Source organism: Ruegeria sp. HKCCA5929, from assembly GCF_013034525.1.
Taxonomy (GTDB): Bacteria; Pseudomonadota; Alphaproteobacteria; order Rhodobacterales; family Rhodobacteraceae; genus Ruegeria.
In genome coordinates, this window is record NZ_WQGE01000010.1 from 1 (window position 1) to 21,777 (window position 21,777).

General features: G+C 56.9%; 18 protein-coding genes. 6 read left to right on the forward strand and 12 right to left on the reverse strand.

Going from position 1 to position 21,777, the window contains the following annotated elements:
• Positions 1-338: 338 nt before the first annotated feature.
• The 6 genes from GOV90_RS18805 to GOV90_RS18830 all read right to left on the reverse strand — a co-directional run bounded on the left by GOV90_RS18805 (position 339) and on the right by GOV90_RS18830 (position 6,591).
• Positions 339-1,853, reverse strand: a complete 1,515-nt coding sequence (locus tag GOV90_RS18805) for a sulfatase-like hydrolase/transferase (protein WP_171172878.1) — start codon at positions 1,851-1,853, stop codon at positions 339-341.
• Positions 1,854-2,116: 263 nt separating this feature from the next.
• Positions 2,117-2,947 carry an alpha/beta fold hydrolase gene (locus GOV90_RS18810; protein WP_171096319.1) on the reverse strand — a complete coding sequence of 277 codons (831 nt, stop codon included), beginning with the start codon at positions 2,945-2,947 and terminating at the stop codon, positions 2,117-2,119.
• A gap of 35 nt (positions 2,948-2,982) precedes the next feature.
• Positions 2,983-4,134 carry a CaiB/BaiF CoA-transferase family protein gene (locus GOV90_RS18815; RefSeq protein ID WP_171096317.1) on the reverse strand — a complete coding sequence of 384 codons (1,152 nt, stop codon included), beginning with the start codon at positions 4,132-4,134 and terminating at the stop codon, positions 2,983-2,985.
• Positions 4,134-4,778, reverse strand: coding sequence for an enoyl-CoA hydratase/isomerase family protein (locus GOV90_RS18820; RefSeq protein ID WP_171096314.1), 645 nt, complete (start codon positions 4,776-4,778; stop codon positions 4,134-4,136). The genes GOV90_RS18815 and GOV90_RS18820 overlap by 1 nt, the downstream gene beginning before the upstream one ends.
• A complete protein-coding gene (locus GOV90_RS18825; RefSeq protein ID WP_171096312.1) occupies positions 4,775-5,503 on the reverse strand; it encodes a class II aldolase/adducin family protein in 729 nt (242 codons plus the stop codon). The genes GOV90_RS18820 and GOV90_RS18825 overlap by 4 nt, the downstream gene beginning before the upstream one ends.
• Positions 5,503-6,591 carry an aromatic ring-hydroxylating dioxygenase subunit alpha gene (locus tag GOV90_RS18830; RefSeq protein ID WP_171096310.1) on the reverse strand — a complete coding sequence of 363 codons (1,089 nt, stop codon included), beginning with the start codon at positions 6,589-6,591 and terminating at the stop codon, positions 5,503-5,505. Before GOV90_RS18830 ends, GOV90_RS18825 begins: the two co-directional genes overlap by 1 nt.
• A gap of 134 nt (positions 6,592-6,725) precedes the next feature.
• On the opposite strand from GOV90_RS18830, the gene GOV90_RS18835 reads away from it, so the two are divergent.
• Entirely contained in the window at positions 6,726-7,625 is a 900-nt protein-coding gene (locus GOV90_RS18835) for a LysR substrate-binding domain-containing protein (protein ID WP_171096308.1), read from the forward strand.
• 31 nt (positions 7,626-7,656) lie between these two features.
• Here GOV90_RS18835 and GOV90_RS18840 read toward each other — a convergent pair whose 3' ends face one another.
• The gene (locus GOV90_RS18840) at positions 7,657-8,529 is read right to left on the reverse strand and encodes a LysR family transcriptional regulator (RefSeq protein WP_171096307.1); all 873 of its coding nucleotides are present in this window, start codon (positions 8,527-8,529) and stop codon (positions 7,657-7,659) included.
• A 99-nt stretch (positions 8,530-8,628) separates the two neighbouring features.
• Here GOV90_RS18840 and GOV90_RS18845 point away from each other — a divergent pair, with 99 nt between their 5' ends.
• Genes GOV90_RS18845 through GOV90_RS18865 form a run of 5 tightly spaced genes read left to right on the forward strand, consistent with a single transcriptional unit; the run spans position 8,629 to position 14,387 of the window.
• Positions 8,629-10,074 (forward strand): aldehyde dehydrogenase family protein, encoded by a 1,446-nt coding sequence (locus tag GOV90_RS18845; RefSeq protein ID WP_171096305.1) that lies wholly within the window; start codon positions 8,629-8,631, stop codon positions 10,072-10,074.
• Positions 10,074-11,048: a membrane dipeptidase gene (locus tag GOV90_RS18850; RefSeq protein WP_171096303.1), complete on the forward strand. Its 975-nt coding sequence runs from the start codon at positions 10,074-10,076 to the stop codon at positions 11,046-11,048. The genes GOV90_RS18845 and GOV90_RS18850 overlap by 1 nt, the downstream gene beginning before the upstream one ends.
• Positions 11,049-11,052: 4 nt before the next feature.
• Positions 11,053-12,741: a hypothetical protein gene (locus GOV90_RS18855; RefSeq protein WP_171096301.1), complete on the forward strand. Its 1,689-nt coding sequence runs from the start codon at positions 11,053-11,055 to the stop codon at positions 12,739-12,741.
• Complete coding sequence (locus GOV90_RS18860; protein WP_171096299.1) at positions 12,738-13,367, forward strand: DUF3726 domain-containing protein; 630 nt, start codon at positions 12,738-12,740, stop codon at positions 13,365-13,367. The genes GOV90_RS18855 and GOV90_RS18860 overlap by 4 nt, the downstream gene beginning before the upstream one ends.
• A gap of 12 nt (positions 13,368-13,379) precedes the next feature.
• Positions 13,380-14,387: an Ldh family oxidoreductase gene (locus tag GOV90_RS18865; RefSeq protein ID WP_171096297.1), complete on the forward strand. Its 1,008-nt coding sequence runs from the start codon at positions 13,380-13,382 to the stop codon at positions 14,385-14,387.
• Between the two features lie 123 nt (positions 14,388-14,510).
• Here the strand turns inward: GOV90_RS18865 and GOV90_RS18870 are convergent, their stop codons facing one another.
• The 5 genes from GOV90_RS18870 to leuB all read right to left on the reverse strand — a co-directional run bounded on the left by GOV90_RS18870 (position 14,511) and on the right by leuB (position 21,758).
• The gene (locus GOV90_RS18870; protein ID WP_171096295.1) at positions 14,511-16,046 is read right to left on the reverse strand and encodes a trimethylamine methyltransferase family protein; all 1,536 of its coding nucleotides are present in this window, start codon (positions 16,044-16,046) and stop codon (positions 14,511-14,513) included.
• A complete protein-coding gene (locus tag GOV90_RS18875) occupies positions 16,033-17,379 on the reverse strand; it encodes an MmgE/PrpD family protein (RefSeq protein WP_171172879.1) in 1,347 nt (448 codons plus the stop codon). Before GOV90_RS18875 ends, GOV90_RS18870 begins: the two co-directional genes overlap by 14 nt.
• Before the next feature lie 166 nt (positions 17,380-17,545).
• The gene (locus tag GOV90_RS18880) at positions 17,546-19,027 is read right to left on the reverse strand and encodes an aldehyde dehydrogenase (RefSeq protein ID WP_171096291.1); all 1,482 of its coding nucleotides are present in this window, start codon (positions 19,025-19,027) and stop codon (positions 17,546-17,548) included.
• Entirely contained in the window at positions 19,024-20,676 is a 1,653-nt protein-coding gene (locus GOV90_RS18885; protein ID WP_171096289.1) for a GMC family oxidoreductase, read from the reverse strand. The genes GOV90_RS18880 and GOV90_RS18885 overlap by 4 nt, the downstream gene beginning before the upstream one ends.
• Positions 20,673-21,758: a 3-isopropylmalate dehydrogenase gene (gene leuB, locus GOV90_RS18890; RefSeq protein WP_171096287.1), complete on the reverse strand. Its 1,086-nt coding sequence runs from the start codon at positions 21,756-21,758 to the stop codon at positions 20,673-20,675. Before leuB ends, GOV90_RS18885 begins: the two co-directional genes overlap by 4 nt.
• Positions 21,759-21,777: the final 19 nt, after the last annotated feature.

The following is a 21,777-nucleotide window of genomic DNA, read 5'->3' on the forward strand; positions in this document are numbered from 1 at the left end:
TCCTACTCCCGCAACCAACGTCGGAAAATCACAACACAGACCCCTCGATCTACAAAAAGTCCAACAGACTGTGGGATTAACGATCAAACCTCCGCAGGATCATAACCAAAAGGTCAGAGGTTCAAATAGCGGAAATGTCAACTTTGACATATTTGACCGTCTAGTGATCGCTTTATCAAGATAATCCGAATTGCGTTAGCGCTCCGAAAGTTCGTCGATCCACAGCTTAGATGACCGTTTTTCCCTTGGTGGTTCTTTTGCACGTTTTACCATCGCATCTTCCTTTTCTTGCGTTCAGCGGCGGTCGGTTTCCGTTGCGATTATTCCAATAGCCAATCTCACACAGCGCTTGCATCGCGCATTTTTTCCTGCTCGCCTGGCGTGGGGGTGTGGTTGAAGCAATAGGCTGTCAGGCATGCTTCCTCTCCGCCCAGTTCGGCTATGCGCGCTTTCTGGTCCGCGAAGCACAATGTGTTGACGGTTTCCGGGTCGCAAATCTTTCTCAAACGATGTTCGCCTTCCGCTAATGCAGCTATTGTTTGCGGGTCATCTGCTTGTAGAGCCACAAGATCCTGAAGTTCATTAGGATCGTTTGTAAGCTCGAAAAGTTGCGGATCATGGCCGACATAGTGAACGTATTTCCAACGCTGCCACCGTATCATGAATGTCCCGGTGGTTGACCCACCATCATGGTATTCGCTCAGGATCGTGCGGTCGGGATTGTCTTCTTCAAGGGCCAGTTCGCGCAGAGAAATACCTGGCAAATCACTGCTTGTTTCGTCATGGGATACACCTGTGACGTCTACCGCAGTCGCGGCCAGGTCCACCAGTGAAGCTCCAGTGGTCACCTTGCGCCTTTTAGGAACGCCAGGCCCTGCGAGGATCATGGGCACACCGGCGGATTGTTCGTACATCACCTGTTTTGTCCAAAATCCCTGATCACCCATCATGTCCCCATGGTCCGAGACATAAACCACAACTGTGTCGTCTGCCTGACCACTTTTTTCCAGAGCGCTCAGAATGCGGCCGACGCAATCATCCATGAAACTCGTCAGGCCATAGTAGGCGGCTTTCGCTTCACGCATTTTTTGCTCATCAAAGTACTTCTCGTAATCGAAGAACTCAGCGACATTGCGCAATTCGGTGTGCTCTGGCCGGAAGAGATCCTCATAGCCGACCGGCAAGTCGATTTGTGCTGGGTCATACATGGTAAAATACTCTTCCGGGCACGTGAGCGGGTAATGGGGGCTGACCAGTGACACGAACGCGGCCCAGGGTTGATCCGAGCCTGTTTGTTTCTGCAGCCACGCTTCGGCAGCTTTCGTGATCTCTCGGTCGTAGTCGGTATAAGTGCTGTTTCCAACACCAACGTCGGCGGCCAATTCGGCCGCCGCATCATAAGGTTGAGGGGTTTCGCGAAGGAGACCGATGGGCCATCCGACGCCGCCCACGACGTGCATTGGCAGGATTTCTTCAGAGAAACCGTTGTCGTCCTCGGTCGACCGAAAGTGAAGCTTGCCGATAGATACAGTTTGAATTCCCTGATCGCGTAAATGACGCATCCAGCTTCGGATCCGTCCATCATAGGGCGAGGCGCTGTCCCAGTGTCGGGTCTTGTGAACGTAATCACCGGTTGCAATCGCGGCGCGGGTTGGCACACACATGGCCGATGGCGTGTAGGCATTGGTAAAAAGCGTACCTCGAGCAGCCAATGCGTCCAGGTTTGGTGTCTTGACGATTGGGTGCCCCATGCATCCCATCGCGTCCTTGCGATGCTCGTCAGAGATGATGATCAGAATGTTTGATCTTTCGCGACGCTGTGTTTTGTCTGCCTCGTTGGATTGATCGCTCATGGGGCTGCCCCTTCCTGCAACGTCTCACACCGGACGGTCGTTCAAAACGTCAATTCGGTCAAGGTTAGCGCACTGCTGCCGGTTGTTGTGTAGACGAGGGTAGCTCTGAGCGCTCTCAAAGAATGAACAGCGGAGTTTGCCAATGTTTCGGCGGTACTGGCCATTTCTCATATCTCGACGCAATTGCTACACTGATGACCCAAGCCCGCATAGTCGATATGGGCTTGGATTGTACGCTGGAACCCCGGATTGGTTTAGGTCCGCTATTCCTGTTTCCCGACAAACTCGGCCAGTTGGCTGTTGAATGCCTCCGCCCGTTCGATGTTGACCAAATGACCGGTTGCTGGAAAGCGATGCCATCTGACATCGGAAAGGACGTCGTTGAGAAAGGCATTTGTTTCGCCGACCAGATAGTAGTCGTCATCACCGGTCACGAGCATAACGGGCTTGTCGAACGCTTTTAGCCGGGCCACGTCGTCAAACAATGAGCGCCGGTTCCAATGCAGTGTGGACAGCACATGCACCGCCCCTTCGGGGGACTGATCGCGCAGGTTTGCGGCATATGTTGACCATCCTTCGGGATCATCTTTCTGAAAACTCTGATAGGCGGGGTCATCCTCCAGTACAGCAACGGCTCCATCACCGCCCCGGTCTTCGCGCAGCTGGATTTCGTGCCCGACCCAGGTTTTCCGATAGTTTTCACGTTCGTCCGCGTCCCGGGGCCCCGAGCTGTTGCCTACCAGCGTCACGCTCAATACGCGATCGGGATGGTTCAGCGAAAAGTCCAGGCTGGTGAAGCTGCCCATTGACGTTCCGACAAGATGCGCGGCTTCGATGTTAAGATGATCGAGCAGGGCCAACAGGTCGCCGGTCGATTGCTCTTGCCCATATTGTGCGCGGTCCGAAAGGATCGCTGACGGAAGAAACCCACGCGCCGAATATGTGATGCAGCAAAATGACCGCGACAGCTCTGATATCTGTCGATACCAGCTGCGATAGTCGCCACCGAATTCGTGAACAAACACAATCGGGTCGCCTGTCCCGGTCACCTCGTAATAAAGCGTTGTGCCGTCTGGCGTTTGAAACACGGGCATTCGAATGGTCCTGTCTTCGTCGGAGAGTTTTGAGTTCAGCGTGTCAAAGATGCGATGGTTGCATCGTCATATCCCAGTTCTGACAGAACTTCGCTTGTATGTTGTCCCAGGCGGGGTGCGGGGTTTTCCTGAAGGCCGCGATCAGCAATGGGGTTGCGCGCAAATCGCATATCTTTCCCTTCAGAGCTTACGGTGGAAAAGGCGGCGTATTCTTCTGCGATAGGATTGTCTGCAATGGTTTGGATGTTCTCGACCACCGAGCACGGAATGCTGTTGTCGATCAAAATCTTTATCCAATGAGATGCAGTGTGCTGTTTCAGATGCGCGCCCAAGACCTGATCCAAGGCGTCGCGATTGGCCAGCCGGGCCTCATCCCCCTGAAAACGAGGGTCGTCCAGCAGGTCAAGATATCCGATGGCCTCGCAGAACCGGGGCCAGTCCTTGTCGCTGCCCAGACCAATGACGATATCCCGATCCGCTGTTGGATATGGCTCAAAAGGGGTCATCGACGGGTGGCGTGAGCCAATGGGTTTTGGAACGATTCCGGCATTGAGATAGCGGGCAAACGCGTTTTCCAGGCAGACCCACTGACAGGCCAGCATGGACACGTCCAGATGGCTGGTGTCTTGAACCCCCTTTGCGTCGCGCTCGTACAGACGTTGCAGAATGCCGATTGTGGTGAAAAGCGCGGCCGAGATGTCGCCTATCGAAAAGCCGACGCGGGTAGGGTCGCCGTCCAACTCTCCGTTTATGCTCATCATGCCACTCATTGCTTGGACCACGATGTCATAGGCCGGGCGGTGCGAAAGGCTTCCGGTTTGCCCAAAGCCGCTGATCGAGGCCGAGATCAGGCGCGGGTTGATCCGTTTCAGATCGGCATCGCTGCATCCCAACCGGTCGCGCACACCGGGCCGCATGTTCTCGACAAACACATCTGCCGTGGCCAGTAGCTTGTGCAGGGCTTCTTTGCCCTGTTCGGTTTTCAGGTCCAGAACGACCGAGCGCTTGTTGCGGTTCAGGGACGCAAAATAGAGGCTGATGTCATTTTCGAACGGCGGAGTTGTGCGGGCAAGGTCACCAGCCGGGTTTTCCACCTTGATGACGTCGGCACCCAGACTGGCCATCAACCACGTGCAGAACGGCCCGGACAGGACGGATGTCATGTCGACAATTCGGATACCTTTCATCAAGAACTCCTTCCGAGCATGGATTTCAGGGTTTTCAGATGCCCGTCGGCAGAGGCTATGGCCGGGGCACACAATGCTTGGCAGGTGTCTGCTAAAACCTCTTGTGTCACCATTCGGTCGACCAGACCCCACATGGCTGCATCTTCTGCGCTGGCGGCATCGCCCCCCAACAGGATCGCTGCGCTCCGACCCGGGCCAATTAGGGCGTGTAGCCTGTTTACATCGTATTGACCGGGCAAAACATTGTTTTTGAGCACCGGGTAGGAAAACCGTGCTTCGGGCACACAAACCCGGATGTCGCACGCAAGGGCCAGGGTCATACCCCCGCCGATGCAAGGCCCGTTAATGGCAGCCAGGGTCAGCACCGGGATAGCTCTGAGCGCTTGGGCCATTTCGTCCCAGGGGTCCGGGCCGTTCACGTGGGTTGAAAGTGTGTTGAGATCCGCACCAGCGCAGAAAACGCGCCCGCCCGCGCCAGTAACAATCACGGCACGCAGCCCTGTGTCACTGGCGGCTTCAAGAAAAATGTCACGCAGAGAGACCAGCATCGGGGGTGTCAGTGAGTTGGCCTTTGCGGGCCTGTTGATCGTGACAGTCAGACAGGCACCGTCGCGTTGGGTTAGGATCAGGTCGTTGTCACTCATGACCGGAACTCCGGCGCGCTTCGATCCAGCATACGCATCAGTGCCGGCCACTGGACGCCCCCATGTGGTCCGTTTCGCGGCGCGCCCCAGTCGTGCAAGGCATCCATCGCATCGTCTGTGATCGTGATCGGCTTGTCCGTCGCACTCAGAATATCGACCTGAATTTTGCAGGCCATCTCAAGGTAGTAGTGATAAATGAAGGCTTCTGCCGCCGTGCGTCCGACCACCAATAGCCCGTGGTTCTGTAACAACATGGCAAAGTTGTTGCCAAGGTCGCGCGCCAACAGGGCTCCTTCGTCCTCAACTGCTGTAGAGTCCTGATAGGGATGGCTCGACAGCGTACCTAAAACAAACCCTGCATGTTGGGACAAAGCCAACAGCCCATTGGGCATGGCCGAAACGGCAACGCCAGCGCGCGTGTGGCTGTGGATCACGTAATTCACGTCAGGTCGGGCCGACAGAATGCCCGAGTGGATGATGTGCCCGGCCAGATTGACGATCTTCCCGCTATTCGGCCCGTCATCCACGGCCTGCCCGTCGAAAGACATCCGGGTCAGGTTCGACGCCGTGATTTCGTCGAACATCAAATCATGAGAGTTCAACAGGTAATGGTCAGGGTCCTCTGGCAGACGCGCCGAGATATGGGTCGATGTCAGGTCGGTCCAGCCGTAATGATGAGCAAGGCGGTAAAGCGCGGCCAAGTCCTGACGGATCACGTCACTCATCACGCCTCTCCCAACGCTTCGCGGTACAAATTGTGGAAATGGCGCAGTCCGACCTCACTCATCGCGCCGCAGCCGTCACCGATAACATAAGGCCCCGGCTCGAACGCGCGGCTTTGCATGCCTTTCTGGATTTTCGACACAACCACTTCGTCTTCGGCCCCGGTGGTTTCCTTGTGCTTGTGCATCAATGCGATCACATCCTCGTCCGCGATGTTGCCGCTCGAGAACCATCGATACCGATAGATCGTCTTGTTCCAGGCCACAGGCAAAAACTGACGGATCGTAAAGTACCCTCCGGGGTAACAGCACATCGATACATTGGGAAAGATCCAGTAAGCCCCATAATCATCAGCGCGTGGGCTGGCATTCAGATCGTAGTCATACTGCTTTTCGTTCTTCGTCTGCGCCTTGCCATCATGCCAGATTGTCTTGCCATGCGGGACCGTAGTGTATCCATCCATCTCAAGCACGCCATGGGTCAGCGAGCTCGCATGCACGGTCGGGCAATGGTAACATTCGTTGTAGTTTTCGACCGTAAGCTTCCAGTTGCTATCGTGCGTGATCTCGGTTTCGCAAACGAATTTCAGCTGGCCGGGGTCGGGGTGAAAGCTCAGCAGGTTCTGGCGGTATTCTTCCAGATCGGGGCCCATGGGTTCGGCATTTTCGTCCAGATTGACAAAGATAAATCCGCAAAACTCTTCGACCAGGATTTTACGCAGATTGATTTGGTCGCAGCTTAGGCCATCACTTTCGACCGAGCCGGGTGCGCGGCGCAGTCGGCCGCTAATTTCATACGTCCACGCATGATAGGGGCAGACCAACACCCTTTTGCCCTTGCCTGACCCTTCGACCAGAGGGTGACCACGGTGGCGACAGATATTGTAGTACGCTTTGATACCACCATCCTGCGCGCGAATGACAAAGATGTCCTCATCCACAATGGTAAAGGTCTTGAAATCGCCCGGATCGGCAATTTCGGACACATGGCATACGCATTGCCAGCTTCGGAAGAAGATTTTTTCCTTATCAACCTCGAACCAGTCCGGCTGAGTGTAATATTTGGCCTGCAAAGGCAAATCTCGTGGCATCTGAGGTCTCTCCTGGCTGGTTTGCCAAAGTGGCGCCAATTCGCGGGGATGTTGTTCAGCGTTAGCCTGCATTGCACTGACCCCTTTGCACAGATATAGAATCTTTACATCTAGGATAACTTGAAGTTGGTCTTATGAAGCAAAGCGGCAGTGTCGTTCCACCGCTCGGGGCGGTTCGTGTCTTTTGGATTGCCGCGCGGTATGGAAACTTCAAACGCGCAGCGACAGAGCTGGGCGTGACGCCCACAGCCGTGAGTTCGCAGATCAAATCGCTCGAGGCTCATCTGGGCTGTCCCCTGTTCGAACGCCACGCGCAGTCGGTTGTTTTGAACGAAGCAGGGCAGCAGTTTTCCGAAGCCTGCGAGGCGGTATTTGCGCGGCTTGACCGGGCCGTGCAGGACGTACGCCAGACAGCGAATAGATCGTCTATAACGGTTGGCGTCGGCGCGCTGATCGGGTCGCAATGGTTATCCCGCCGCCTGTTCAGCTTTTGGCAACGCTTTCCCGAAACGGGCCTGCATCTTCAGTATTCCCCGGGCGGGGTGGAGTTTTCGGACGGTCAGACCGACATGATGCTGGCATGGGGGGACGGAGATTGGCCGGGATTGACATCGGAACCGCTGCTGCGATTTCCAACGTCGCCCGTCATCAGCCCAACTCTGATCGCCGAGAGTGCGCGCCCTTTGAAGCCTGCGGATCTGCTGCGCCTACCTCTGTTGCACTGGAAGGATCAAGTCGACTGGCTGGAGTGGTTCGATGCACACGGGGTGGAAACCGGCGACCACCTTCCCGGCGTTATTATCGACGATTCGAGTGTTCTGCTTCGGGCGGTGTTGTCGGGTCAGGGTGTATCCCTTGGGTTATTGCCGTTGATTGAAGTCGAATTGCAATCTGGGCAGTTGATCCGACCGTTCGACAACGATTTTGCGCCTTCAAGATCCTACCATCTGGTTTACCCATCCGATGCAATTGAACAGCCGCAGCTAAAAGCTTTTCGGGATTGGATTGTGCAAGAAGCGGGCCAGAACGGTTGATGCTCGGCGCTGAGGTGATAACTTGCAGCCCTCAGGTCAGCTTTCTGGCAAGAATAAATGCGCTGCACGCATCTGCCAGGGCTTTGAACCGAGGTCTTTCCTTGACGTACAAATAGACCTGTCGCCTGTCGGGTAGATCGGACAACGTGCGAAAGGCCATGCTTTCAGGGATAATGCGAGCAACGGTTTGGGGAAGGATGGTGATCCATTTTCCAGTTGCCACCATTGCTATCAGGGACTGGGTGTTGTGAATCGTAACGTTGGTCCCTTCCAGCGCTTCAACATATTCCTGTGCCTCAATGAGATCGCATAAGGCATTTCGAACAAATGTGGGTGTTACCACCTCATCCACGGTCGGCGGATCGGCCATTTTATTCAGCGGATTGTCAGCCGTACAGACCAGACCGAATTGATCTTCGAAAAAGGGATAGGCTTTGACGCCCTTCACTGGATGAAAGCCAGACGCAATTCCAATGTCTGCTTTCCCGTCTGCAAGCGCATCCAGTACCTGTCGCGTATCAGCATCCCGAAGCTCAACTTTTACGCCTGGAAAACATTGTGTCATGTGTTCAAGCACGGACGGGAAAATCAACGCGGCGACCGAGGGGACGGACGCTATTCGGATCAACCCATTGGCAGCGTGGGCAGCAGCCTCGATGGATTGCACTGTCTCATCAAATTGGCGAACCTGTTTGAGGGATAACTCAAACACCTGCTCACCCAAAGCGGACAGATGGTTTTTACGTTCGCCGACAAACAGCTTTTTCCCCAGGTGATCTTCAAATTGCTTAAGGGTCATCGAGACAGCGGATTGGGTACGTCCCAGCCGGTCGGCAGCCTCAGACAGATTGCCAGTTTGTGCGACAACGCAAAAGCAACGCAGCATTTCAATCTTGATTGTCAAATTTCAGTTTTCCTGAAGTTTGGTAAATTTATTTGAATTTGACTGATATGGCTCCAAAAGTCCATTCTCGGGCAAACTTCCTTGAACTTGAGGCCCGTCGTGACCAACCTGAATCTCATCGCTGGCGAATGGCTTGCCGGTGAAAGTGAAATCGAAAACCGCAATCCGTCAGATCTGAGCGACCTGATCGGCCATTTCGCACAAGCCAGTGCGGATCAGCTTGAGGCGACACTGGACCAGGCGCGCATTGCGCAAGCCGAATGGGCCGCTTATGGGCTAGAACGCAAGCAGGCCGTGTTGATGAACATTGGCAACGAGCTGATGGCCCGCGCCGAAGAGCTGGGCACTTTGCTCAGCCGCGAAGAAGGCAAACCCTTTGCGGAAGGGAAGGGCGAGATCTATCGCGCCGGTCAGTTCTATACCTATTATGCAGCTGAATGCCTGCGTCAGATCGGCGAGAACGCGGATTCCGTACGTCCTGATATCGAGATTGACGTGCGCCGCGAGGCGGTTGGCGTTGTCGCCGTTATCAGCCCGTGGAACTTCCCGACCGCGACGGCTTCTTGGAAGATTGCTCCGGCGCTCTGCTATGGCAATGCGGTAGTCTGGAAACCCGCCAACATCACGCCTGCCTCTGCCGTGGCCCTGACCGAGATCATCAACGGTCAGGATATCCCCAAGGGTCTGTTCAGCCTTGTCATGGGCTCGGGTCGATCCATTGGGCAACGGCTGGTGGAAAGCCCGAAGGTCAACGCCATCTCGTTCACCGGATCGGTTCCGGTGGGCAAGGGGATCGCAGCGGCGGCCATCCAGAACCTGACCAAGGTTCAGATGGAGATGGGTTCGAAAAATGCGCTGGCCGTGATGGACGACGCCGACCTCGACCTTGCCGTTTCGTTGGCATTGGGTGGCGCGTTTGGAGGAACCGGTCAGAAATGTACCGCCTCATCGCGGCTGGTGGTTCATGTCGCTGTGCATGACGCGTTTGTCGAGAAACTGGTATCGGGTGCTCAGGCGATGAAAGTCGGTCACGCGCTGGAAGAGGGGACTCAGATGGGCCCTGTCGTCAGTGCGCAGCAACTGGCCGAGAACTTGGCCTATGTCGATCTGGGCAAATCCGAAGGGGCTGAACTGGCTTGCGGCGGACAGCGTTTGGAGATGCCGCATGATGGGTATTACATGAGCCCCGGCGTGTTCCTGAACACCACCAACGACATGCGCATCAACCGGGAAGAGATGTTCGCGCCATTGACCTCGGTCATCAAGGTCGACAGCTATGATGAGGCCTTGGCCACGGTCAACGATACCAATTTCGGTCTGACCTCGGGCATCGTTACGCAAAATCTGGCCCGGGCTACGCATTTCCGACGCAATGCGCGCACCGGGGTCGTGACGGTAAACCTGCCCACAGCGGGAACGGATTATCATGTACCCTTTGGCGGGCGTGGTGACAGCTCTTATGGCCCACGTGAACAGGGCAAGGCTGCGGCCGAGTTCTACACAACGGTCAAAACCGCATATATCAGCGCCGGAAAGCCGATCTGATGCGGATCGACGGGCTGCAATACGCCAACTGGTCCGAAAAGATCTTTCGGCAATTGCGCGAAGGGGGCGTGGACGCGATCCACGTCACCATCGCCTATCACGAGGATTTCCGCGAGACGGTTCTGAACTTTGAAAAATGGAACCGCTGGTTCGAACAATACCCGGACCTGATCATGAAGGGTCAATGGGCCAGCGACATTGATACAGCGCGGGAAACCGGGCGCACAGCAGTGTTCTTTGGGTTTCAGAACCCATCGCCCATCGAAGATGACATCGGCTTGGTCGAAATCGTGCATACACTGGGCGCGCGATTCATGCAGCTGACCTACAACAACCAATCGCTGTTGGCGACAGGCTGCTACGAGGCCGAAGACACCGGGATCACCCGCATGGGGCGTCAGGTGATCAAGGAAATGAACCGGGTCGGGCTTGTCGTTGACATGAGCCATTCAGCCGACCGGTCCACGATCGAGGCGGCCGAGCTGTCCGAGCGTCCGATTGCGATCACCCACGCTAACCCGTTTGATTGGGCCCCGGCCCTGCGCAACAAACGCGACGAAGTGATACGTGCGGTGACTGAAAACGGTGGGATGTTGGGGTTTTCGGTCTATCCTCATCACCTGAAGGACAAGTCGGACTGCACTCTTGAAAGCTTCTGCGAGATGATTGCGCGGACGGCTGAGAAATACGGAGCGGAACATCTCGGGATCGGTACGGATCTGTGTCAGGATCAGCCCGACAGCGTTGTCGAATGGATGCGGGTTGGCCGTTGGTCGAAGCAAATCGACTATGGCGAGGGGTCGGAAAGTAACCCCGGATTCCCCCCGATGCCGTCCTGGTTTCAGGACAATCGGGACTTTGGAAACATCGAATTCGGGTTGCGTGCGACCGGTCTGAACGATGAAGAAGTGGCCGGTATCATGGGTGAAAACTGGTACAGGTTCTTTGCCGAGAACTTCGGGCCTCAAGGGTAGATGAATGGAAAAACTGACGCAGACACAGATCGAAAGACGAGACCCGGCCACAGTTATGCGGCTGTCGCGGTTGGGTTCTTTGCATCAGTGTCGGCTGAGTTTCATGCGGCAATTGACCCGCCGAATGGCGCGGGAAAACTGGTCGTTCACACGGCCTGTCTTTGACATTGACACCAATGGTGTTGGTCGGGCGGTCTATACCGCTCAAGGGCCGGATCGGACTTATTCGCTGGTGGCCTTTGCTCATGACTTGCCACCGGAGCAACGCTCGGATCGGGTGATTGCCGAAGCGTGGGATGCCACCTTTGCTTTGTTCGACGGCATCCCGACCGAGGCCGACATTGACCGCCTTTCCCGAAACGTACCCCTGCAAGAGGCCGGGCGGGTGAGCGAAAGCGAGCTGTCCTTGTCTCGTGCCAATCGCTCGGTCCGCCTTTGGGACCATGTTGTGAAATCCTTGGCCGCAGGCCGGCAGCCGGATTTGGAGCAGATCTATCAGGTTGGCTACCTGATGCGGACAACTGCCGTATATGGCTCGGGCAAATTTGGCGCGGCGGATCGGGAAAAAGTTGCCGACCGGCCCGAGACGCAGGCCCCGTTTCAGGTCGAGATGCTCTCGGTCTTTCTGACCCGAGCGTTTGTGCGGGATCTGGTGCAACACATGGCGAATGTCCAAGGCGGCGATCAGGCTGCAACTTTGGACCCCGAGATTGCCCGCTGGCTGGGGATTGGTAACTCCACCGGGCTTGGCATGGCGCCGTTTATCGTCAACCACCCGGTTCTGTTCAACAACTGGATCATGGTACGGGAAGAAGCGATTGCGCGGGTTCGGTCTGTGGAAGTTGCCAGCGAGGCCGAGATCGCGCGGTTCCGCGAAGTTTTCGAACGCAGCCGACTGTCGGTTTCGTGGTGGCGATCTGAACATCAGATACAGGTCAAAAAGCTCGAGGCGTTGAAGGCCGACCTGTTGTTGATCTCCGAGTATCTGAGCCAAGATGATTTGACCGCAGATCGACCGTGGAATCGACTGGTGGACTGGTCAGAAACCGCGCTGAGCGAGGAAGGTCAGGAGTTGCTGGCGTCGCTGATCCTGGAGCCTTATGGCGATTTGGTGGACGGGCTGGCCTCGTGCATGGCAGATACCCGCTCGCAGGCGTTTGTGATAGATGGAACCATGCCTATCGGGACAGTCCGTGACCTGATCCGGGAAACATATGCCTGGGCTTTGGATCTGGATTGGGACGTCCGCGAGAATTGCGCGCGGGCGTGGTATGTTTCCGAAGAAAAGCTGGAACCCCGCATGGGGGAACGGTTTGATGAACCCATTTCTGACTATGAACAACCTCTGGCCCCGGCGCGGGATGCAGCGGCTGCCTATGACGCGCTGGGCGGGTGGGAAAACACCAAGCCCGTGGCCGAATTTCTGTTGCGCCACCCGGAACATCGCCACACGATCCGGCGCGTTCAAATGACCCCATCCGCACCCTATGGTGAAATCCGCGATAACACGATTGGGTCAAAGGTGCTGCCTATCGACATGCTGCGGGCAAAGCTGTCATTCTTTGGAGCAACCCATTTTGACCCCCGTTCGGATCGATGGGTGCGAATCTGCATGTATTCCGGTGCGCCGTACCCGGAGGAGCTGACTTCTGAAAACGCGGATCTTTGGGTCTACCCGCAGGAACCAACATGAATTTTTCGCTCAACGAGATTGAAGCAACCGCAAAACGGGCCACCCGCGGCGCGGGCTATTCCTGGGGCCAGGCCGAGGAGGCGTCAAAGGCGGCCCGCTGGCTGTGCGTGCAGGGGCTGGACGGGGCGGGGATTTTGTCCTCGTTGTTGGAGCAGGGGCTGGCTTCGGACCCGGCGGCGCATCGCCCTGGGCAGATTGATCGTCTCTGGCAGGGCCAAAGGGCGTTGTGCCCCTTGTCTGCGGGGCCTTTGTTGTCTGATGCGGCCCACTTGCTGAAAACGGGTCCAATCGAGATGCAGTACGTCGCAGTGCCCGCCTTGATGCTGCCGTTTGCGCGCCACGCCGCGCGTATATTGAATGAAGCGCTAACAATTGAGATCGACACTGTTCAGAGTGTCGTGGGCGAGGATTGGCTAACGGCCCCTGACAGTCTGCCTGATGCGGCCCACACGGTCGTGGTTTCCCGAGGCGGTGCACCGACCGCAACACGTGAACAAGAGACGCGCGCCTATCCTGACCCGCAGGATTGGGACATGCTGAACCGCTATGCCCACCGCACCTATGCCCCCGCAACCGAGGAATCCCGCCTGCTGGGTGCAGGGTCCGGGCTTTTTGACAATGATTGAAGAGACGCCAAAGTGACCGATACACAAACCCTGACCCTTACTGAGATCGAAGACCTGTCTTTCCGCGCGCTCGTAGCGGCTGGCACTTCCGAAGAAAATGCCCGCCCACTGGCGCAGGCCACGGCAGCAACCGAGGCCGATGGCGTTGCAAGTCACGGGCTCGCCTATATCCCGATCTATTGCGAGCATGTGCAATGCGGCAAGGTCGATGGTTTAGCGGTTCCCGTTCTATCACGCTCCAAACCCGGTGTCGTGGCGGTTGACGCCGCAACCGGCTTTGCGCATTCGGCCATTGACACAGGGTTCGAGGCCCTGATCCCGGCGGCCCGAGAACAGGGCGTCGCGGTGTTGGCCATTAAAAACAGCTATAACTGTGGCGTTTTGGGCTACCACACCTATCGGCTGGCCCAGGCCGGGCTAGTGGGGCTGGGGTTTACCAACGCCCCCGCTTCGATCGCGCCGTCCGGTGGATCGAAGCCTGTGGTGGGCACCAATCCTTTTTCCATTGCCGCGCCCGGTCCCGATGGTGAACCCGCCCTGCTGATCGACCAGAGCGCCAGTACCATCGCCAAAAGCGAGGTCATGAAACATGCGCGTGAAGGCAAGCCGATCCCAGTGGGATGGGCCTTGGACGCAGACGGCAATCCAACAACCGATCCTGAGGTTGGATTGAAGGGATCCATGGCACCGTCGGGTGGATACAAGGGTGTTGGGGTGGCTCTGACGGTAGAGCTTATGGCGGCGGCTCTGACAGGTGCCACTTTAGGCATCAACGCATCACCGTTTTCAGGAACTTTGGGCGGCCCCCCGAAGACAGGTCAGTTCTTCATTGCGATTGATCCAAGCGCGACGACGTCGAGTGGGTTTGAGACTGGGGTTGCCGAATTGGTTGGCGCGATCCGTGCTCAAGAAGCTGCGCATTTGCCCGGTGACGGCCGCAGTGCGAAGCGCCAGATCGCTCGTAAATCGGGTGTCGCAGTCAGCAAAGCCACACTCGACAAGATATCAAAATTTCTGTGATGTGCGGTTGTGCGGCCCTTGGGTTGCGGCTCTCTTAATTCGGATGCGCCGCGTTTCAACTGCCTCTGATGTAGCGCTGCAAATACCTCGACCTTTAAGTTGGGCCTAAGAGTTTCACCAACGTTACCGCAGGTCCCTTATGGGAAAATGTTGCCGTATCGCCTTGTCTATGTCTTTGGGGATATGTGTGGGGCTTGGATTGGCGAGTAGTTCTTGCGTGCGCAGTCGGGCGCGTTCCAAGACATCTTTATCAGGTGCCTCAGACCACTCCTGCGGCGTTCTGCGGTCCGCCATCGCCGGGTAGAAATAGTCGCTTTCCATTCGGTTTATGGTCTGCGCGTGACCCAGAAAGTGCCCCGGTCCTCCGACGCAAACATCGCGGATGGTTTCAAGTGACAATGTGTCTTCCGATACTTCGAACCCGCGGGTCGCCCGCATCACTGAACCAATGAGGTCATTGTCCAATACGAAACTTTCGAGCGATGCGCCAAGAAGCGAACCGTACATTCCTGCCGCTTCGTAGACCAGATTTGCGCCAGCAAGTGAGGCCAGAAGTTCCGTGTATCCCTTTTCGTACCCAGCTTGAAAATCAGGGAGTTTGCTGTCGGTCATGCCAGCGCTGACAGCGCATGGGATATCATAGTGGCGCGCCATTTGTGCGCAGGCGGCCATCAGCAAACCTTGCTCGGCGGACCCTCCGGACATGGCCCCGGTCCGCAGATCACTGACAAATGGCAACGCTGCGAAAGTGGCTGGGTGACCGGGATTCAGCAGGTTGACATAGACAATCCCGGCTAGGACCTCGGCGGTTTGTTGCGCCACGGCCCCGGCCAATGGGGCCGGGCTGGTCGCACCGGCCTGACCGGCTGAGACAAGCTTGAGCGGAATACCGTGCCGTGCCGCACATTCGATCACACCAAGTGCTTCTTCGGCGAATGTCAGCGGCGGGACGATAAAGCAGGTGGACACGCAAACCGGCGGTCGTGCACGCAAGGCATCGGGCCCGCCCATGAGAAGGGCAAGCATTCTGACAGCCTCTTCCATGACGTCCGGCGATCCAAAAGACGTACCTGTGGGTTTGCTTGTTCCTTTCAGACAGGCGTAGAGCGTATTGAGGTCCATTTCACGCGGGTCCGTAATGTCACGCGCGACAACAGTGCGTTGGAACATATGGATGTTCGGCAGTTGTTCGGCCAAGCGCGCCATGTCGTATAGGTCGCGCAGAGTTGTGTCGCGTATTTTGCCTGTTTGACTGTCGATGATGTGGACGGCAGCACCCGATGTGCCGAAATGCGTGCGCGACGAAGAGGGGTCGATGTCATTTTCGGGATCCAGACCGCAGAGTTTGAAGCCACGGCCTGCGATCTGAAGGGTCTTTCGAACCATTGCTTCAGGAAACAACAAACGCCCGTCATCTGTCAGGGATCCACCTGCTGAGCATAGTGTTTCGATGCATCGCGGCGTCGCGCCTTTCACGCCAATTTCCTCGAGAATACGCATGGCAGTGTGATCGACCATTTCAATCTCTGCCTGGGTGAGGGGCGCATATTGCCCGCCCTCAATTCCAGGCCAGATCGCGCGTGTCGGCCCAGACCCGGCCCCATCGTTTCTCGCTTGGTGTCGCGCCGCACGGCCACCTGATCGTCTACGCTGGTTCATTTGAATATCCCTTGAAGAACGTGGCACTGTCCTGTGCATCAGGCCATGCAAGAAGGTCGGTGAATGCGCGTTCCGGTTGTCCTGTGAGCGCGGTGTATTTTGCGGCCAGTTGTGCGTTGGTCATCGGGTTTTGCGATGCGCCAAGCGGGAAAGCGCAGGCTTCTGAAACTGCGCTCCCGTCATTAAATTCTATGCGCAGCAGGTCGGGTTGATCGGGGTCATAGTTGAGGTTCGGGTTTCGTGCGGGTTCGGCTGTCACACGCGTTAGTTGGATCAACCTTGAAACCGCAGGTGATTTCCAGAACGCGTCTTCGCTGTCTGCAACCGTAAGGCTACCCGAGGCCAGAATTTGACCGACGCAAGCTGGGATTGAAAACAAGGCTTCCGCGCGTGACATGGGGTGATTGAACGGCAATATCTCGGCGTGGAAATCGGGCAAGCGGGTATCAATCGCGGTGATGTCCCAAAGCCTTCCGTTAACCGCTGGGCGCAGGTTTGCCGCTGCGGTCATCAGCCGATGTGTATACCCGCAAGAGGGCCAGGGTTTAAGGACAAGGCCATATTCACCCAAAGCCCAAGGCGATCCCATTTTGCCCATCGCGGCGTTAAATACAGATGGATCGTAGTTTCCTTGAAGCCCGGCGAAGCCTCGCGCGTGATCCAGAACGTGCGGTTGGCCCGTCACGCCTTGCGCTGCCAACACAGCTGCTTCCAGGCCATTCCGTGCCGCCCATCCGGCTTGCAACGGTTTTGCATTTGACCCGAATTGCAGCGTGTAGCCTGACGCTGTCGAGGTTGCCAATGACAGGGCGTGCGCAGTCTGATCCACCGATAGGGCCAGCAGGCTCGATACCGCCCCGGCAACGCCGATCGTGCCCAATGTAGCCGTGGAATGGAACCCACGCGCATAGTGATCCAAGCTCACGGCTTCGCCAATGCGCATGATGATTTCGGTGCCGACTGCATAAGCCGCCAACAGCTCTGCCCCGGTGGTGCGGCGAAACGTACTGGCCGCGAGAAGGGCGGGCAGCAACACCACGGTAGGATGCGTGTTCCCCGGCTCCTCCCAATCATCCAGATCCCAGGCATGACCAGCGATCGCATTGACCTGAGGGGCAAAGAGCGCGCTCAGGGTCTGGTCCGTTCCAAATAGCGGGCAGGGGCCCGCGCCAAACCCGCCCAGGGCCCGGGTCGCGCGCATGGCAACTTCGCTTGTCGACCCGGCGAGGATGCATCCAAAGCAGTCGGCGATTGCCGGGGCAATCACTTTGCGTAGATCAGGCGGGGGAACTGCATGGACTGCAAACTGCGCCAGCCGGGAAATTGCGGTCATGAAACCGCACCCAGAGTTGCCTGGAACCTGACCTTTTCCCCCGCACATATCCGCATGGTGAGCAGCGGCCCAAGAACCGCAGCGGCACGGATATGTTGTGTTAATCTGCTGCCGTCGCCGAAAATGCCTTTCATGTCATTCTTCCTCTGCTGCGCAACACTGCCGTTCATGCAAACGGATCAAGCTGATGGGGATCTGTGGAGAGCCAGACAGATTTGGTTTGTAAGAAGCATCGCATCCCGTCCCAGCCGTTTTCGCGCCCATAGCCGGACTGTTTGTACCCCCCGACTGGAGATTGGGTCGACGCATTGAAGTAGTTGTTGATGTACACAGTGCCGGCTTCGATCCGGTCGGCCATCCGCATCGCTTTGGCCACGTCACGGGTCCAGATGCCCGCAGCAAGACCGTAGGGCGTATCGTTGGCGGTTCGGATCACATCTCTTTCGTTTTCCCAGCTCTCGGTGCTGACGACAGGTCCAAATACCTCGGACTGCGCAAGTTTCGCGTCGTTCGGTACGTCGGCAAAAATGGTTGGGCCGATGTAGTAGCCTTCGGATCGACAGGCCGTTCTGCCGTCAAGCAACAGCCTGTGCCCGGCGATTTCAGCATCTGCAATGTGCTGCAGAACGCGCTGGTAATGAGGTTTGTTGGCTATGGGGCCGATCTGTGTGGCTGGATCTAGCGGATCGCCGACACGGGCTTTTGCGACCGTTTCAACTAGCTTTTCCGAGAACACATCAATGATATCCCGATGCACCAAAAGGCGTGATCCTGCTATGCAGCTTTGCCCGGCCGGTGGGAAAATCCCCGACGCCACTCCATTGACGGCCAGATCAAGATCGGCATCCGGCAACACGATCTGAGGTGACTTTCCTCCCAATTCCATCACCACGGGTTTTACGCCCTTGGCAGCGGCAATGGCGGCCGCGCGCCCCCCGGCTGTGCCACCTGTAAAGCTGACCATGCGCGCGTCAGGATGTTCGATCATGGGTTGGGCCGTTGTCGCACCATATCCTGTGACAACATTCAACACGCCGGGCGGCAAATCCGCTTCCAGTAAAACCGCCATCAATTCCAGGGTCGAGCAACTGGATTGCTCGGATGGCTTCATCACCACCGTATTGCCTGCCGCCAGACACGGGGCGAGTTTCCAGAACAGAGTGCCCAGAGGCGAATTCCAGGGCAGCACCTGCGCCACCACGCCGAACGGTTCATATTTTACATAATTGTGGATGTTCGAAGCCTCCGCCGGGGTAACGCGGCCTTCGAATTTGTCGCACATCCCAGCGTAGTAATGGAAACTGTCCACCAGCCACGCACCCTCTCGTAAACCGGGCGTGATCATCGAAGGCAATTTGCCGTTGTCGCGGGTTTCGACCTGACCCAACCTGTCGGCATGGCGGGAAATCACGTCTCCCATTCTCCGTAAAATGCGCCCCCGCTCCGCAGGTTGCATCCGCCCCCAAGGCCCATCGTAGAAAGCCGATTTCGCGGCAGCGACCGCAAGCTCCACGTCCATCTGACGACAATCGGGTACTCTGGCCCAGATCTTGCCAGTGGCTGGGTTTTCACTGTCGATATAGCTGCCACCGAAAGGCTCATGCCAAGTATTGCCAGCAAAGAATTTGAAGGTTCGGATGTCACTCATAGGTCGTGCTCCATCGGGTATTCGGCCGCAAGCGGGGGGCGGCCAAGGATCATGTCGGCAGCTTTCTCGGCCATCATAACGACCGTTGCATAAAGATTGCCTGTGATCTGGCGTGGCATGGCTGAGGCATCGCAAACACGCAGCCCCTCAATCCCGTGCACGCGCAGCTCATTATCTAAAACCTCGCCCATTCGGGATGTGCATGCAGGATGGTGGCCTGTGTAAGCGGTGTTTCGAATGGCCTGTTCGATCTCGGCATCGGTTCTGGCGTTTTTCCAGACGCCGAGCTCTTCTGTTACGAGTTTGGCAATCGGGTTTTGCCCCATGATCTCGCGCATGACCTTAACGCCCCGCCGCAGGACGTCGATATCGTGGGGGTCGGAAAAATAGTTGGGGTCGATTACCGGATGCCTCCGAGGATCAGCACCGGCCAATCGAACAGATCCTTCTGATCGCGGACGTTCGAGATTGATATCGATCTGAACGCCGGGCCGCGCCATCTTGCGCCCCCTTACCAACAACCTGCGCCCCAAGCGCTGTAGCAAGGGCACATCTTCCCGCGCGCCGTTTCCCAGGTTTTCCTCGACAACCATTGGCGTCATGAAAACCTCGAGCTCGGGTAACATCGGATCCTCAAAAGCGTGGAACAAAACCGTAGAGAAGAACGCGCCACCTCCGGGGCCGCCGCCATTCAACAGCCAGTGGAGCATCAATTTCATAGCATGATCGAGGCGCTGATATCTGGCGTGGCTCAGGTCATGCCGCGTTGATCCCCATTGCATTGAAACATCCGGGTGGTCAGACAAATGCGCACCGACCGAAGGCAAGTCGGCCACCACCTTGACCCCATGAGAGCGCAAGTGATCGGCCGGACCGATCCCCGACAGCATCAAAAGCTGCGGTGTCCCAAAAGCACCCTGACAACAGATCACTTCGCGTTCGACTTCGATTACTTCACCCGCAAGCGTTTCAATCCCTGTTGCCCTGCCGCCTCGTGTCACGATCCGCGCGACATGAGTTCCGGTTCGAATTGTCAGGTTTGGCGGCGTTTTTCGAAGGTAGGATATAGCTGCAGATTGCCTGACGCCGTTGCTGACCGTGCTGTCATTCCGGGCTACACCAGTCCTTTCAGACCCGTTGAAGTCACTGGTTTCACGGTGCCCTGCGCAGATCGCTGCGTCGATAAAGGCTTGGTCCATCGGGCCAAAATTGCGCGCGGGTTCGGTCTTGAGAGGTCCGTCTGTGCCATGCCAGGCATCACGCCGGTCACGTGACCCTTCGGAGCGACGAAAATAAGGAAGAACCTCGGCGAAACTCCAACCGGGTTGTTGCCATGCGTCATAATCGGCGGCAACACCACGCATATAGATCATGCCGTTAACAATCGACGACCCGCCAAGCGCTTTGCCGCGTGGATAGTAAATTGCCCGCCCATTCAAACCCGCCTGAGGGACCGACACATATCCCCAATCGAGTTTGGGATTGCCAAAGACAAACCCGTTTCCTGCGGGCATTTGAATAAAAAGATCACGTCCGTGACCGCCTGCCTCAACCAGACAGACCGACACGTCGCGCTCTTCGGCCAGTCGCTCAGCCAGCACGCACCCGGCCGAACCTCCCCCGGCGATCACATAGTCGAACGCGCTCATCCGGTTAGCCTTTCAAGGATCGCTCGCGTCACCTCGGACCCAGTGGCGGAACCGCCAATATCGGGTGTCCTGATGCCGTCTTTCAGGGTGGCGTCTATTGCCGCTTCCACTTTGGTTTCGAATACAGGAAGTCCAAAACTGTAGGTGAACATCATCGCGACAGACAAGATTGTCCCTATTGGGTTTGCGATGCCCTGGCCTGCTATATCGGGTGCTGATCCGGCGGTGCTTTCGTAAATTCCAAAGACCTGTCCTTGATCCGTGTTGGCCGATAGGCAGGCAGAAGGCAGCATACCCAACGAACCGGCATAAACCGCCGACAGGTCGCTGAGAATGTCGCCCAGTTGGTTGCAGCTCAGGATCACGTCGAAATCATGTGGCCGCATCATCAGCTGATAGGCGCAATTGTCCGCAAACATGTTCTTGAACACGACATCCGGATAGTCGCGGGACATTTCCGTCACGACCTCGCGCCAGAGTTTGTAGCTTTCCATGACGTTGGATTTGTCGCAGCTGACAAGTCTGCCGCGCCTTTGCCGGGCCAGCTGAAATCCCCCATGCGCGAAGCGCGCCACCTCGGCCTCGTCATAGGCGGTCAGGTCATAGCCTTGCCGCAGACCCCCTACGTCGCGTCGTCCACGTTCGGTTGCAAACATGGCGCCGCCACACATTTCACGCAGGATCAGGACATCTGTCTGGTGTGCCAGATTTTCGCGAAACGGGGTTCTGCCCAGCAAAGGTGCCCGGGCACGTGCCGGGCGCAAACCCAGATAGGTTTGCAAATGATGACGCAAATACATCAGCCCGTCCTGGCATTCGGCGCCTCCGGGGACGCGGATGTTATCCCATTGGGGTCCGCCTACAGCGCCGATCAGAACAGCATCTGATATGCGTGCCTGCTGTAGAACGTCGTCGGTACAAAATGTCTGATGCGCTTCCCACGCCGCGCCGTGAAGCAGCCCGTGTGTGACCTCAACCTCGATCCCGGCAAGGGCTGCAAGCTGCTGAACGGTCTGCAACCCGTAGGTCAGGATTTCCGGGCCAATGCCATCTCCACCAAGCGCCAGAATACGTTTCTGCAAGACCTGTTCCCCTCGCGTT

Excerpts from the sequence above, each read along its gene's own strand:
- GOV90_RS18805 (WP_171172878.1), bottom strand. The coding sequence starts at position 1,853 with ATGAGCGATCAATCCAACGAGGCAGACAAAACACAGCGTCGCGAAAGA.
- GOV90_RS18810 (WP_171096319.1), bottom strand. The coding sequence starts at position 2,947 with ATGCCCGTGTTTCAAACGCCAGACGGCACAACGCTTTATTACGAGGTG.
- GOV90_RS18815 (WP_171096317.1), bottom strand. The coding sequence starts at position 4,134 with ATGAAAGGTATCCGAATTGTCGACATGACATCCGTCCTGTCCGGGCCG.
- GOV90_RS18820 (WP_171096314.1), bottom strand. The coding sequence starts at position 4,778 with ATGAGTGACAACGACCTGATCCTAACCCAACGCGACGGTGCCTGTCTG.
- GOV90_RS18825 (WP_171096312.1), bottom strand. The coding sequence starts at position 5,503 with ATGAGTGACGTGATCCGTCAGGACTTGGCCGCGCTTTACCGCCTTGCT.
- GOV90_RS18830 (WP_171096310.1), bottom strand. The coding sequence starts at position 6,591 with ATGCCACGAGATTTGCCTTTGCAGGCCAAATATTACACTCAGCCGGAC.
- GOV90_RS18835 (WP_171096308.1), top strand. The coding sequence starts at position 6,726 with ATGAAGCAAAGCGGCAGTGTCGTTCCACCGCTCGGGGCGGTTCGTGTC.
- GOV90_RS18850 (WP_171096303.1), top strand. The coding sequence starts at position 10,074 with ATGCGGATCGACGGGCTGCAATACGCCAACTGGTCCGAAAAGATCTTT.
- GOV90_RS18855 (WP_171096301.1), top strand. The coding sequence starts at position 11,053 with ATGGAAAAACTGACGCAGACACAGATCGAAAGACGAGACCCGGCCACA.
- GOV90_RS18860 (WP_171096299.1), top strand. The coding sequence starts at position 12,738 with ATGAATTTTTCGCTCAACGAGATTGAAGCAACCGCAAAACGGGCCACC.
- GOV90_RS18870 (WP_171096295.1), bottom strand. The coding sequence starts at position 16,046 with ATGAACCAGCGTAGACGATCAGGTGGCCGTGCGGCGCGACACCAAGCG.
- GOV90_RS18875 (WP_171172879.1), bottom strand. The coding sequence starts at position 17,379 with ATGACCGCAATTTCCCGGCTGGCGCAGTTTGCAGTCCATGCAGTTCCC.
- GOV90_RS18880 (WP_171096291.1), bottom strand. The coding sequence starts at position 19,027 with ATGAGTGACATCCGAACCTTCAAATTCTTTGCTGGCAATACTTGGCAT.
- GOV90_RS18885 (WP_171096289.1), bottom strand. The coding sequence starts at position 20,676 with ATGAGCGCGTTCGACTATGTGATCGCCGGGGGAGGTTCGGCCGGGTGC.